9 protein-coding genes and 1 pseudogene are annotated in these 15,090 nt (G+C 39.0%); 5 read left to right on the forward strand and 5 right to left on the reverse strand.

What is annotated here, in order from left to right:
* The first annotated feature begins 211 nt into the window (after nt 1-211).
* Nucleotides 212-1,660 (forward strand): flavin-containing monooxygenase, encoded by a 1,449-nt coding sequence (locus EAE90_RS15995; protein ID WP_214054303.1) that lies wholly within the window; start codon nt 212-214, stop codon nt 1,658-1,660.
* Between the two features lie 78 nt (nt 1,661-1,738).
* On the opposite strand, the gene EAE90_RS16000 is transcribed toward EAE90_RS15995, so the two are convergent.
* The 5 genes and pseudogenes from EAE90_RS16000 to EAE90_RS16020 all read right to left on the reverse strand — a co-directional run bounded on the left by EAE90_RS16000 (nt 1,739) and on the right by EAE90_RS16020 (nt 8,026).
* On the reverse strand, nt 1,739-3,865 hold the full coding sequence (locus tag EAE90_RS16000; RefSeq protein ID WP_214054304.1) for a M48 family metallopeptidase: 2,127 nt from the start codon (nt 3,863-3,865) through the stop codon (nt 1,739-1,741).
* Nucleotides 3,866-4,344: 479 nt separating this feature from the next.
* Nucleotides 4,345-4,905: a rhomboid family intramembrane serine protease gene (locus tag EAE90_RS16005; RefSeq protein ID WP_214054305.1), complete on the reverse strand. Its 561-nt coding sequence runs from the start codon at nt 4,903-4,905 to the stop codon at nt 4,345-4,347.
* A 219-nt stretch (nt 4,906-5,124) separates the two neighbouring features.
* Nucleotides 5,125-5,368 (reverse strand): annotated as a pseudogene (locus tag EAE90_RS16010) (transposase); the annotation flags it as partial.
* Between the two features lie 54 nt (nt 5,369-5,422).
* Nucleotides 5,423-6,421: an Rpn family recombination-promoting nuclease/putative transposase gene (locus EAE90_RS16015; RefSeq protein ID WP_214054306.1), complete on the reverse strand. Its 999-nt coding sequence runs from the start codon at nt 6,419-6,421 to the stop codon at nt 5,423-5,425.
* Nucleotides 6,422-7,132: 711 nt separating this feature from the next.
* Nucleotides 7,133-8,026 (reverse strand): hypothetical protein, encoded by an 894-nt coding sequence (locus tag EAE90_RS16020; RefSeq protein WP_214054307.1) that lies wholly within the window; start codon nt 8,024-8,026, stop codon nt 7,133-7,135.
* A 325-nt stretch (nt 8,027-8,351) separates the two neighbouring features.
* Here EAE90_RS16020 and EAE90_RS24295 point away from each other — a divergent pair, with 325 nt between their 5' ends.
* The 4 genes from EAE90_RS24295 to EAE90_RS16040 all read left to right on the forward strand — a co-directional run bounded on the left by EAE90_RS24295 (nt 8,352) and on the right by EAE90_RS16040 (nt 15,041).
* Nucleotides 8,352-10,046: a fucose-binding lectin II gene (locus tag EAE90_RS24295; protein WP_281422356.1), complete on the forward strand. Its 1,695-nt coding sequence runs from the start codon at nt 8,352-8,354 to the stop codon at nt 10,044-10,046.
* A gap of 93 nt (nt 10,047-10,139) precedes the next feature.
* Nucleotides 10,140-11,162 carry a photopexin PpxB gene (gene ppxB / locus EAE90_RS16030; protein ID WP_214054308.1) on the forward strand — a complete coding sequence of 341 codons (1,023 nt, stop codon included), beginning with the start codon at nt 10,140-10,142 and terminating at the stop codon, nt 11,160-11,162.
* A gap of 454 nt (nt 11,163-11,616) precedes the next feature.
* Nucleotides 11,617-12,237: a hypothetical protein gene (locus tag EAE90_RS16035; protein ID WP_246550842.1), complete on the forward strand. Its 621-nt coding sequence runs from the start codon at nt 11,617-11,619 to the stop codon at nt 12,235-12,237.
* A 731-nt stretch (nt 12,238-12,968) separates the two neighbouring features.
* A complete protein-coding gene (locus EAE90_RS16040; protein ID WP_214054309.1) occupies nt 12,969-15,041 on the forward strand; it encodes a TonB-dependent receptor in 2,073 nt (690 codons plus the stop codon).
* Nucleotides 15,042-15,090: the final 49 nt, after the last annotated feature.

Genomic DNA, 15,090 nt, shown 5'->3' on the forward strand with positions numbered 1-15,090 from the left:
CCAATATTCATATTTAAGGGTTGAAAATATTCTCAGGCTAATTATTTATTTGTGGCGGTAGGAAATATTGACACGTTAAACACGGGTAATGAGCAATGTAAGACTAAAGCAATTTCATATTGCTATGCTACTGTCAATGACGACAAGAATCACATTGCTTTAGCTAGGTGAGTTTTAACTCATCAAAAAATGACCTTGTAGGAGAGAGACAGTGAATAACCATTATGATGTTTTGATTATTGGCGCTGGTATTGCAGGCATTGGTACAGCATGTCATTTAACAAGGAAATGCCCTGATAAGAAGTTTATTATCTTAGAACGTCGCCAGAGGATAGGTGGTACTTGGGATTTATTTCGCTATCCCGGCATTCGCTCAGATTCAGATATGATGAGCTATGGCTATACATTCCGCCCCTGGACAGATACCAGTGTTTTTGCCGATGGTCCCTCAATTAAAAGTTATATCAATGCAACGGCAAAAGAGTATGAAGTTGATAAGAAAATAGAGTTTGGGCTAAAAATCACTCATACTGACTGGTCAAATGCGACTCGCCAATGGACCGTTACCGCAATTGACGAAATCAGTGGGGAAACTCGGCAATTTACCTGTCGTTTTCTCGTCGCTGCAACAGGTTATTATAACTATGATGAACCTCATTTACCTGAATTCCCCGGTATTAAAGATTTTAAAGGCCCAGTAATTCACCCTCAACTCTGGCCTGAGGAATTGGATTACAAAGGAAAGCGAGTCGTTGTCATTGGTAGTGGCGCAACAGCAGTTACTTTACTGCCGGCAATGGCACATGATACTTCCCATATCACGATGCTACAGCGCTCCCCGAGTTATATTCTTTCTATCCCTGAAAGGGACAAAATAGCCGAGTTCTGCAAAGGCATTATTCCACAGCGCTGGATTTACACATTGAGTAGAAAGCGCAATCTCTTTTTCCAGCGCTTAATTTATAAAACGAGTCGACATTTACCTAATTTATTGAAATCACTTTTACTGTCATCTGCTCGCAAGCGTGTCGGCCCAGATTTTGACATGAAGCATTTAACGCCAAAATATATGCCGTGGGATGAACGGCTCTGTTTTATTCCCAGCAGTAACCTATTTAAGGTACTAAAAGAAGGTAAAGCTTCTATCGTTACTGACTATATTGAACGCATAACTGAAAACAGTATCTTATTACAATCCGGCAAGGAATTACCCGCAGATATTATTGTTACAGCGACTGGGCTGAAATTACATTTTATGGGTGGAATTGAACTCACTATTGATGGGCAAAAACAGCAAGCTCATGATCGCATGCTTTATAAGGGAACGTTGGTACAGAATGTCCCTAATTTTGCCTGTATATTTGGTTATATCAATAACGCCTGGACGTTGAAAGTTGATCTATCTGCGGATTATATCTGCCGTTTATTAAACGAGATGGACCGTCGCGGTGCTGCCATTGTGACGCCACATGCTGAGCAGGGTGAGATGCAGGAGGACGAGCATATTTTTGGCGCCTTGCGAGCCGGTTACGTAAAACGAGCAAAGGACTTGCTTCCTCGTCAGGGATATAGCTCAACCTGGCGGGTTCCACATGATTACAAAAAAGATAAACAAGTTTTGGAGCAGCCTGTAGATGATGCCGCGTTGAAATGGATATAACTTCACGAAATTAAAAAATCAGTGGTTATATTAAGATTACCAGCCCGTTATGATAAATAAACGGGCTGGTTGTTGTTATTAATCGGATTGATGCTGATTTAAAGCATGTCGGGCATGAGCGGCTTGAAGATAGTTATGGATCATTTCAATAACTTCTCCATCAGATATTTTTTTACCATTGGCTTTCGGCGTTCCTACAAAACCATAAAAGAGATGGCGTTTTTTCTTCCGTAATTTTCCCCTGCCTAATCGTTTTTTAGGCGTCATATCTGGCAGAGTGGCATTATCTGCCAGCTCAAGCGTTAATGTGCTCACTTTGAAGAAGAAGGAATCAAAAGTCGTATAATTGAAATCAATAATATTATGCAGAGGATAAGGCGTCTGAAAATCAGGGCCACTGATTTTTGTTGGCTCCCAAATTATCATGCTGTTTTTGCAGCGTTTATAGATGATAATTGCGAATAACAAACAAGGTAAATTGACTAAAGCAATTAGTGCGGAGACTAAAAAAATTGACTCTAATATACGCTCTGAATTGATTTCTTTTATAACGAAAGACAAAAAGAACCCACTGCCCACCATAATCATAAAAATAAAAGGCGAAATAAACATAAGATTACGTTTACTGGATACAGTCAAAGTGGTAGTTTCAGATGCCGATACCGCCTGCTCTTCCCAAATTTGTTTCTGCTCTTGATAATACTCGTCAATTTCACCTGACAAGTTTTGTGTTAATTCCACTGAAAGCGCTTTAGCATCAGTAAATAGATCATCAATATTATTGTAATGTCCTGCTTCAACCGGACGCGAAGCATAATCCAGCAATTCCTGTTCTATTGGCAACTCTAATGCTTCAATACGTGATTTAGTTGTTGGATGGGTATCCGTAGGGTGAGTAAGCTCATTTTCCAAGAACTGGCCCGCATCAGGAATGCCATTTTCGCGCAGGTTATCAATAATAACAGGCAAGAGATCATCGGCTTTCAATTTACCTTCAAACAATACTGATAATTGCTGGTTAACTGCCTCGCTCACCGCAGAAATACGCAATAAAGCGCTAGAAATAGCTTGAGCACTACTCAACCTGGCACCCACAGCATCGGCAGCATATTCACGGATACGGCTCCAATGATTCACCGCAAAATCAAATTGTTGGATGAAGAAGATACCCAAATAAATGGAAGGACTCATCACCAGACGGCTATAGTAATCTTCTCTATCCTTGATGTTACTGATCATCACATCGATGCTGCGGCTCATCCCTGCGTAGATAGGTGAAAAGTGAAGACTGTAGGTAGTATCTTCACCGGTAAAGTGCCCTAATTCATGACCGATCACCGCTGCGGATTCTTCACGGCTTAACAATGCTCCATAGATTAGCGGAAAATATAAGGTACGACCTTCAAGTACCTGCTCATTATTGATGCAAACAGGGTAGGAAGTCACAAAGAAACATTCCGTCAAACCAACAACAATATTGTCTGGCGGCGCTGTACCAACTTGTTCAGCTAACTCATTGATCCATTGCCATAGGCCAGGAGCTTCCTCTGGAGTCACTGCTTTTCCCATCAAATGGGAAGCCGAAGGGGAAAACATAACAAAACAGTGTTTGAGTTTCGCAATACCCTTAATGATGCACCACAGAATTGCCAATGCTATCACGCCCGCAACAGCAACAATTTTTGCCCCGCCACCTCTCATTTCAAAATTACCAATAAACCAAAGTATTTCGTAGCTGATCAGGGAAAAAATACCGAGGCCAATTAATGTCATTTGTCCGATAAGAATAAAAGGTAGTAACCGACGACAGCGATCAAATACCCTCAATAATTCATCTCGGGATTTGCGGGCCACATGACCACTGCGTATACATAGCAAAATCGCGAATCCCCCTAACAGTAGTGATAATACACCACCGCCAATCGTCCCTAGATCTAAAATTGACTGAAACTCGCTGAATGTGGCTTCTTTGCTATTAATTATTTCCTCTGTTCTATTGAGGATTTGATTGACAGTAAAAGAAGTGTCGCCGAACTTCATGGTAATATTGGGATCAGTTTGCAACAACTGTGTCGCTTTGGCATGCAATAATTTAATGCTATCGAGGGATTCAGTCAGTTCACTGGTTCGGTAATATTGCCAGCCACCATAACAACTTAATACTAACGGCAAAGCAAGTAACCAAAGAAAAAGTCTGTTACGCATTGGATATGTCCTATTTATACTTTTATTGACGTTATATTATTTGGTTTTTTTTAAAACACAAATAAAATTCTTACTTCATGGAAATAGAGTTCATTGTTCTGTTTAAAAAACAGGGTTAATAAAGTGAGAGATAAATTGAGCTCTTTTATACCGGTTATCCTTCAAATTACCTCTTTGTTGGCGGCACTCACTCCCCCCGGCCACATAGTTATCTATGCTCCCGGGGATTCGCTCCCTTGCCGTCGCGATCCATCTTGAAATCCATAGGGTATAGATGATATAGAATATGATTCTTAATTCAGAAATGAGATTAAGGTCAAAATCGCAATACCATACGCCTAAATATCCTAAGTCGCATTCTATTTTAAATGGTAACTCATTTATTCTCGGAATAAAGGTAACTAGGTTTATTTTTTTACTGTTTACTAATAATGAGTATTCGAAATGGGGATAATCTGCTTATCCCCAATATCATAAAACTAATGGCGCGTTATTACCCATCTCTTCGACAGCCAAGAGAAAACCAGACCAGATATTGCACCAAAAATATGGCCTTCCGTTGAAATATCCTCTTGCCACGGTAGCAGACCAAACACGATCCCACCGTAGTACACAAACACCAAAATCGCAAAGAAGAGATCTTTTATTCTTCTCAGGAAAAAGGCGTTAGCCAGCAGCAATCCCCATAGACCAAAAATCCATCCGCTGGCGCCAATATGAATAGCCGTGCGCCCAAATAACCAAACTAATGTTCCGCCCACAAAGATAATAAACAAGCTGGCTATCACATAATAACGTATGGAGTGTGCCATCAGTAACGCACTCAATACTAATAATGCGGGGAGATTACTAAACAAGTGCCCCCAGCTGCCATGCAGGAATGGAGATAGGGGAATACCAATTAACCCTTGAGAATATCGGGGTATGATGCCGAAATTGCTTAGTGCGCCACCGGTTAAAGTATCAAACAATTGAATTACGATCAGTATTACTGCTAACCCTATTAGTATATGAAAGCGTTGCTTTAGCCCTGTTTTCACTCTGTTGTTGCCTTATGATTTATTGGAAATCAAAATGAACTTTGTCTCAATAAAGGTGTTATGAGCAAAGTTGACACTACTATCACCACCATATCCCGAAAGTTTGGAATTTAACAGTTTTGATGTAAAAACTAAATTCTATTTTGGCGCAACCAATTCGGTTTGGTGACAAAAAACAATCATAAATAATTTTTCACAATTATGATACACCAACTCTTTTTATTCTCTGCTATTCATGTAGGAGGATAAATTTAAAAACGTTTTCACTTTCTCAAGCAACTGCCACATATACTGACAGCCATGATTTCGTGTCACCGTTTCATGCAAGGATTGCCACAGACGCTCAATTTTATTCAGCCGGGGAGAATAAACAGATAAAAAACAATAAGTTAAATTTAGGGTGACGAGCCAGCCAATCACTGATCAGTCGGCTTTTATGGATACTGTAGTTATCCAAAATAAGAACAAAAATGCCGATCTTGAATATCGGCATTTTGCTGTAAAAGAGAAGATGAATTTAATGCTTTAACATTTCAATTTTATCCCGGCTCAGTCCGGTACTGGTGACAATAATGTCCAAACTCACGCCATGCCGTAATAAGGCGCGAGCCGTTTCCACTTTACCTTTCTCTCGGCCTAGTTCAATGCCTTCCTCTCGGCCTAGTTCAATACCTTTCTCCCGGCCTAGTTCAATACCTTCCTCTCGGCCTAGTTCAATACCTTCCTCTCGGCCTCGCTCAATACCTCGCTCAAGCCCTTTTTGTTCAAGCTGTTCTGCAATAGTCATCAACATTGTTTCATGCTCCGGAGATTGTTCAATCAGTTGATGGACAAATTGTGAGAGATCCAGCGTATGTCCATTCAGTAAAATATAGTATAACACCACATTGCGCTGTTCGGCTGTATTATACCCTGCATTCAAGAGTTCCACCAATTGGGGGACCCATTCCAGTATATCCCGGCAGCGGATATGTTTTTGCACCAGTTCCATCAGGGCAACCCCTTTATGCGTCAGGATTTCTTCATCGCTGAGTACACTGACGTCCACCAACGGAAACGCCTGGCAGTACAAGCGGGCAGCCTGTTCAGGGAACGTAAAACAATCCAGCCACCGGTTTGAGTAAGGATAAGGACGAACCTCACCATGATAAAACAGCAAAGGCACCACCAGAGGGAGTTCAGTATGGCCTTTTTTCAGATGAGCCGCCATCGCTAACATGGCGTAATGCATCAGCCGCCAGGCCATCAATGGGTCAGGAGTGGACTGATGTTCAATCAGACAATAGATATAGCCCTGCCCCCGGGCCGTTTCAACCGAGTACAGCACATCACTGTGCAACTGACGTAAATGCCGATCCACAAAGCTGCCGGGCTCCAGTTTCAATGTGGCTAAATCACACAACAACTGGATCTCTTCGGGCAGATAAAGGGATAGAAACTCTCTGGCCGTTTCAGGTTGCGTTAAAAAATACTTAAATAACGAGTCATGGTGAGGCTGTTTTTCTTTCTTTGCCACAATCTGTTTCTCTGTCTTATTAGTTAGTCATTATCACTCATTGTCTATACCCGTCATCTTTCAAGTTGCCTCTTTGTTGGCTGCACTCACCCCGGTAACATAGTTCTCTATGCTCTCGGGGATTCGCTCCCTTGCCGCCACGATGTATCTTGAAATCCATAAGGTATAGTATTTCTACCAAGTCACAAAAAACATTGTCTCAGATTTCCTCAGGCAAATCTTTACCGAATGGATTAATAGAAGAGCCTAAATAATCAAATATCAGAAAAGGAAAAATGAGAAAATATTATATTTACAACAATTACTTTATGAAAGACATTCATTTCAATGAGTTTTTAACTTTCATTCGCATAATAACAATCCCTTTATCAAAATGTCGATTATTTATGTTTCCGTTTGTCTTGGATATTCAGATCGAAAAAATTGGGCTGAGTTCCATCCGGATGATCTATTATTTATTAGATTTGTAACCTCGCATCAATAAAAATTAAGTTTTTATTTCCCCATCACTATTAAATAATTTATTAATTTAACTTAGTAAATGATGTAAAAAAAGCGATATTATGCCGATTTTTTTACGCCATATTTGACAACGCCAATAAAATTATCATCAAAATTACTTTCGATATTACAACAATTATGGGGCCAGGAGGAAAGCCCCTTGGTATATATCATACAAGATGGTTAAATAATCAGACTCAGTATTCCATATTAAAAATCTTGGAAAAATATCGCTCGATCAAATGGTGTTCGGTAAAGAGAATTTTGTTGATCTATTGTGATTGCACCAGAAGACATACCAGAAATAATCCCTATCTGGCCCGACGCAAGATCTCCAGTCATCAGTGCATTCATATTATATTGGCAAAGTTCTATCTTCCATTTATCTGCCACAGCATTATACCACTCAATAATTAATGTACCGTTATTTGCCGCAAGTAATCCAATACGCCAACGTGACCAAGAATTTTTTGGCCATTCATAACTCAGTAAAACACCAGAATAAGTATTGCTTAGTGTCGGTTGTCCTTTATAAATACCATCCATTTGTTTACCAACAAAATTGACTGACTGAGTTAAATTATCCTGAAGATTCCAAACCATAACATAAGGCGTCGCCGTGTCAATCGAAGTACCTAACGAAATATTTGATGGCATCCACTGAGTCTTACCTTGATACCCTCCAGTCAAATGAATCGCCATATAGCCGTAACCAATATTTTGATATGTACCGCTTGCACTCGTTTTGTTGGATAGTACACACACTGAAATGTCAGGATATGGATTACAAAACAGGTCCAACTCACAATAGCAATGTCTGGCATCAACAGGTGTGTCTGTTGCAATCCCAAGACAGTGACTGCCAATATTGCCAAATTTAGACAAAGTTTGTGCCTTAAAAGCTTTCCTTCCCCCAACACTGATGATATCCCAAGCGCTAGTCCCGTAACCTGAGTCCTTAAACAACACACCAGCTCTCTGTGTGGTCGCATCTATCCACCGGCCTTCAGGATATAAATTGGGCTCCCATACCGTTATTGGAACCGCTGTGGAATTAGACGAATTTTCAATTGAGGTTTGACTTTCATGTTGTTCTAATTTCATGACTAAAATATCTCCTATAAAAAATACAATTACAGATTAATCTTGTATTTTATACCTTAGATAAAGTTCATCTTTAATTCTTAAATAAAGTAAGCCACACAAAATAAAACAACATTAAATACATTAACGAGTTGCTAATATATAGTCTTGCTTATAACCGATCATCAGCATTAATTTAAATAATATAAATTTCTCTATTCACCAAACAGATAAGCAATATAATAGAATTAAATCGGTGTATCTTAATGTTATTTTAATCTATTGACGTGGTAAAAAACAAATTTAAACAAAATTTTAAATTCCAATCACCAAAAAGGATATATAAATGAATACATCAAGTTATCTTTTCCTTGGCTCAGAAAATATTAGACACCATCAGAAATCGTATGAGGCAGACATCGGTTATCCCCGGCCTATAAATAAAGATTGGCCTGATCTTCCTACCGAATTTCAAAGACATATTGATGATGTGATTAATTTAAATGGTTTTTTGTATTTTTTTAAAGGCTCACAATATCTTAAATTTGATATCGCCAAAGCACAAGTGATTGATGGACCGAAACCCATTATAGAAGGATGGCCAGGATTAGCCGGAACGGAATTTGAAAACGGGATAGACGCCGCCACAGAATGGCCCTCTGTAGAAAAGACAGGTATGACAGATGTCGTCTGTTTCTTTAAAGGCAGTGATTGTATTGATTATACGGTGAGTTCACGTGCTATTAGTAAAAAGACTATCGCAGATAGATGGGGGATAACAGAACAATATTCAGAATTCAGTGAAAATTTGGACGCAGCTATTTTATGGATAAATATTGGCAGCCCTTTTATTTTCCTGTTCAAAGATAATTCTAACATCAGGATTAATCTGAAATCGAATACCATCGATGGTCAAGCTCCCATTGGCGCTAATTGGCGTGGTGTTACCTTCAAAAGAGTTCAAGCTGCGGTGCCAATTGATATGGATTTATTAGGCAGCGAAATAGGTAATGACAGTAATACCAATACCTATTTCTTCCTTAACGCAGAAAATATTAAATATAATGATCCATTAAATAACATCGATACCGGTTATCCTCAACCCATTCGTAATAATTGGCCTAATCTGCCTATTGAGTTTCAAAGGCATATTGATGATGTGATTAATTTAAATGGCTCTTTGTATTTCTTTAAAGGCTCGCAATATCTTAAATTTGATATTGCCAAAGCACAAGTGATTGATGGACCCAAACCCATTATTGAGGGATGGCCGGGATTAGCAGGAACGGAATTTGAAAACGGGATAGACGCCGCCACAGAGTGGATAGATGCAAAAGAAGATACCGTTTGTTTCTTTAAAGGCAAGGAATGTATTAATTACACCGTGAGTTCACACGCCATTGACAAAAAAACCATCGCAGAAAGATGGAGAATTACCGGGGAATACGCGAAATTTAGTGCGAATTTAGATGCCGCTATTCTATGGCGGAACGCCGGTTATTTTATCTATCTTTTCAAAGGTAATGAGTATCTCCGCTTACATCTCATGTTGAATAGTATGTATGGTGAACCAGACCTTATTCAAACGAAATGGAAAGGCGTCACTTTCAATAAAATTCAAGCGGCAGTGTCAGTTGATCCAAATTTATTAGGGAGTGATATCAATATAAAATGTGGCGGAACATGTGGAATTAATAATACCGGTAAACACTGTTTCCAATTACCTCAAAGTATCCGATTTGGCCTGACAGCCTACGTAAATAGTGATGTTCATCAACAAACAATCAATGTCTATATCGACGACCGATTGGTCGATACCTTAACCGGTAAGGGAATAAGTCACATAACAGATGTTAAAACCTACACATCAGGTACCGGCGAAGTCTGTATCGAGATTATAGGAGATGGTAAACCCAGCAAACTCCGTTATGCCTATAACACACTCGAAGCAAAACCGGGAACAGCCATTATCGGCGCTAACAATGGTTCCAATGACAATTATGATGATAGTGTGGTAGTGTTGAATTGGCCATTATCATGAGACAAAAATATATCACTGTGATATCTGAAAATAGAAAGTTGAGTAAACACATCAAAATGACATTCAAATTAACCATTATTAAGGATGTAAAAAATGAATTCAAAGACCTATTTATTTCTTAACTCAGAAAACATTAGATATAACGACTCAGAAGATAAAGCAGACTCTGGTTATCCCCAAACTATCAGCAATGATTGGCCTAGTCTCCCTATCGAGTTTCAAAAAGATATTGACGATGTGATTAATTTAAACGGCTCATTATATTTTTTTAAAGGCTCTCAATACCTTAAATTCGATATCGCCAAAGCCCTGGTGATTGACGGGCCAAAACCCATTATTGAGGGATGGCCGGGGTTGAAAGGTACGGGATTGGAAAATGGTATAGACGCCGCCACAGAATGGGTGGATACAAAACAAGATGTTGTCTGTTTCTTCAAAGGCAGAGATTGCATCGATTACACCATCAGTTCACACACAATTAATAAGAAAACCATTTCAGACCGATGGGGTACTACTGGGAAATATGCCGGATTTAGTGAAGATCTCGATGCTGTTATTTTATGGAAGAATACCGTCGGCTCTACTATTTACTTTTTCAAAGATAGTTATTACATCCAATACAATACAAAATCCCATGTTATCGATGGCGAACCCTCCTTTATTCAAGCTTACTGGAAAGGAGTCACCTTCAAAAAAGTTCAAGCCGCCGTATCGGTTGATATCGATTCGTTAGGTAGTGAGTATAGAAACTGTGGCGGAATATGCGGCAGCACTAACACCGGTAAACACTGTTTCCAGTTACCTCACAATATAAAGCTTAGCCTGTCAGGCTACGGTAATACTACTCATCAGCAAACGATAAAAGTGTATATTGACGATCAGTTAGTCGATACATTAATCAGCCAAGGCGCCAATAGTGTGTTGGGCTTTAAAAATTACTCATCAAACACCGGCAAAGTCTGCATTGAAATTATAGGCGACGGCAAGCCCTGCAAACTCCGTTACGCCTATAACACTCTTGACGAAAAACCGGGAACAGCCATTATCGGCGCCAGCAATGGGGGCAATAATAATTACGATGACAGTGTAGTCGTGTTAATTTGGTCACAAACCTGAATCAAAAGGCCAAAAATACACTGCTCTAGCAACATTAGTAGAGATGATATTTAAAGCGGTATTATGCCGCTTTTTTCTGTCTACCACGGCCGATATATCCGCGAAATGATACCTTTTTTACTGATATGCACACAGTGACAATCAGAATAAAACATAGCTTACCTTTTCAAGTAACATGATAATAGGCCAACCTCGGTTATCCGCCAAATAGTCCCTTATCCGATAAAAATTAACTTTTTGATCTTTTCTTTTCCTATCTCCCATTGCTATGAATATTCAACGGTGCAGGAATCCCCCCTATTTTAGGTTCACAAGGATTAGATAAAAGGCGAGATAACCTGTTCATGGCAGTAACCGAATCCTGAAATGATGCCAGAAGTTATGCACCAGGAGGGAAAGCCATTTCAGGGTAAGCATCAGTTGTTTGAAGAGCAATAGCATATTTTCCGAGGAAATGATGAATAATGTACTTAAATATGGCGATACCGTGACAATATTAAACAGCTACAAGAACTGGAGCGGAGGGTATCTCAGTGTATTTGGCAACGGTAATAAACCCGGAACAAAATATAGCGTAGTAACCGTAGATGCTTCCTTAGCTATTTATGGCGGCGCCTGGAGAATTGAGTCAGCAATAGGAAAACCTGTCGGTAGTGAAATAATCAACAATGATATTATTTTACTTCACAACCTATATTACTGTGATGGCGGTTATTTACGATATTATGATGTAGTGGATCAAAATGAGCAATTGACCGAAATACATCAAGTCTACACCTCAGATATCAGCAAAAGAGCGACATTAGAATGGGTTATTTATTGTGAAACCACACCACCAAATGAAAACATCAGAGCAGGCGATAGTATCTCTCTTTATAATCGATGGGGAAATAAAGGTTTTCTTGATACCCATAATCATGCTGGCGATACCGGCTCGTTATATCAAGTCTTCATGTCCAATAATGCTGCCCGTAAGAGCCAGACCGGTTTATGGAAAATGGCAAAGGTGAATGATCCTTGCCCTCCCCCTGATGTGTTGACCAATATCATGCCATTGTGGCGTAAGATGCGGTAACAACAACCCGTTTTATCACTCAAATAAAGCTGGTAAGAGCAAACGAAATCGGTTTTTGTGCGCTTTAGCCGGCTAATTATCCTTACATTAGCCAGCTGGATAATCAATTGCCTCCGTCCAATGGCGATGTTCACCGGACGTTTACCAGTGCGCCCAATTTAGTGTTCTTTATTATTAGAAAGAATGCGCCGAAGTAATAGCTATAAGTTTACTATCAGTTAATTTAAGTTTGGTTTGTTGGATATAATAGAGTTAGTTGATTACGTTAATAATACACAGAATCTATATATTTATCTCTTTTCATTATTTTTACATATTTATATTAACCGATAGGAAAATGTTTAAAATCCATTCAGAAGATGAATAATTATTTTGTACTGTTTGGAATCACTCTTTTGCTACAAAAAACAGTAAATAAAATGAGGGAATAAGCACTCGAAGTCTGTTCAATGTTTTGGTAAAAATTCAGTTTGTATCTAAGATATGGATAATACCCCCCTTTACATACCAAATTTTCATGACCAATAATATCAATAAAAACAATTAGTTATATTTAAATCGAGAAAGCATTTTCTTTCCAATGATGATAATAAAAGTAGTTATCATTTGCATTTGCGTTTTTTTCTAGTTGTTTATATAATTTCCCAAGTTTTTTATTAATGGATGGTAAAAGCGTTTCCGCCGCTATTACTGAATGCCTATACCAGCTTCTTCTTGGAGATTAGTTATCTATGTTGAAACATAGCGTAACCACTATTGCTGTGTTATCTGTTTTTTATTCCCATCAGAGTTTGGCAAATAAAAATAGCAAAACAGATTCGTTGGACACTATTGTTGTGACTGCGGAGAAAGTTTCTGCGGATCAGCAAAAAACAGCAGTAGGTATGACAGTATTATCTGATTTTGACATTGAACGGAAAGGGGTTGAAAATTTTTATGAGGCCGTTTCAGGGATTCCCAATTTATATATGATAAAAGCAGGTAATCCATCTGATGCCGGGTTTATTTCATTACGCGGCGTCACGCCTGGTATGGAAGGGGAACAGGCGGTGGGTTTCTTTACTGACGGTGTATATAGTCATTCATTTGACACCGAATTGCTGGATATTGAACGCATCGAAGTATTACGTGGCCCACAGGCAACATTATATGGCCGCAATACTGAGGCCGGAGTCATTAATATCATTACCAAAGATCCCGATCCGGTAACAGACCGGAAATTGGGCTTTTCATATGGTAGTTATAATCGTTTTCAAACTACTGCTATTTTAGGTGGCGGCATTGATGAATATGGCGATTGGTCTTACCGTACAGCATTACGTTATTTGAATAGCGATGGTTACTTTAAACGGGATTATGATAATAAAAAGAATATAAATGGTATTAATGATTTTAACGGGAGGTTTAAGCTTCGCTGGCAGCCATCAGATGGGCCGTGGGATATTATTACGACATTCGATGTACAAAACCGTAGAAATGGCAACGCCTCATTCGCACCTCTTGACAAAATAAAGAAAGGGACGAAATCTGTAGACTCTGATTATGCAGGTAAGTCAGACGCTAATATTTATAAAGGGTCTCTTAAAGCGGTGTATCAATGGGATAGTATGGATCTAACTTCAATTAGTGCATATACTTCGGAAGATAAGAAAGATTATCAGGATCTTGATTTTACCCGTAACCCATTTTCAGAATTGCGAATGGACCGTAAACAAAATTACCTCTCTCAGGAATTGCGTCTTAACTCTAAAAATACCGGGCCATTTAACTGGTTGATTGGTATGTATTACTTCAATCAGGATGATAAATTAGATATTGATTACAGGATGTTGTCAGTCGGATATCAGATTAAAAATACCAACGTTAGAACCAATAATTATGCTCTGTTTGGTAATACCAGTTATTATCTCATGGATAATGTAGAGCTGGTTACGGGGCTGCGTTATGATTATGAGAAAAAGAATCTGAAATTCAGTAAGACAGAAAATTTCTCGGGAATGACAAGAGAAAACCTGACTGATGAACTCTCTTTTGATGCTTGGTTGCCAAAAGCCGGGGTCAATTATTATGCTACAGATAACGCTATGTTATATGCCAGTATTGCCCGTGGTTATAAAAGTGGAGGGTTTAATAGTTTAGCGCCGAAGGATCAACGCCGTTTTGATGCTGAATACACAACCAACTATGAAATTGGTCTGAAATCGGAATGGTTGGATAAGACTGTACGCTGGAATACCTCATTATTTTGGATTGACTTTACCGATCAGCAGGTTGAAAAGCAATTTTATCCAGAATCTGTCACCCAGAATGCAGGAAAATCAATCAGTAGAGGGCTAGAATCGGAAATTTCCTGGCGGGTGATTAAGGGGCTAACATTATCTGCTAATGCTGGTTTCAATGATGCTCATTTTACTGAGTTTAAAGATAATGTTTATGACAAGAAGAGTGGAAAAATTGTAGGCGTTACTGATTATAAAGATAAACGTCCGGCAAATACGCCAAATTATACCTATGGGGTTGGTGTAGATTACAATTTCCTCGACGGATATTTTATTCGTGCTGATTATAATGTTGCCGGTAAAGTTTATTTCGATAACGCTAATACTGAGAAGCAGTCTAATTACGGCTTGTTGAATCTTAGAGCTGGATATGAAACGTCAGCTTACGATATTACATTATGGGCGAAGAATCTGTTAAATAAGACCTATGTTACTCGTGCATTCCCAATGTCTGGAGATAACAATTGGTATGGTCGTGCAGGAGAGCCTCTGACTTTTGGTGCGACAGTCAATGTTAAGTTCTGATAAATAGTAAATCGAATGATTGCAGTAGGCCATTACAATAATTCCTGTT

Source organism: Photorhabdus caribbeanensis (assembly GCF_018448885.1).
GTDB lineage: Bacteria > Pseudomonadota > Gammaproteobacteria > Enterobacterales > Enterobacteriaceae > Photorhabdus > Photorhabdus caribbeanensis.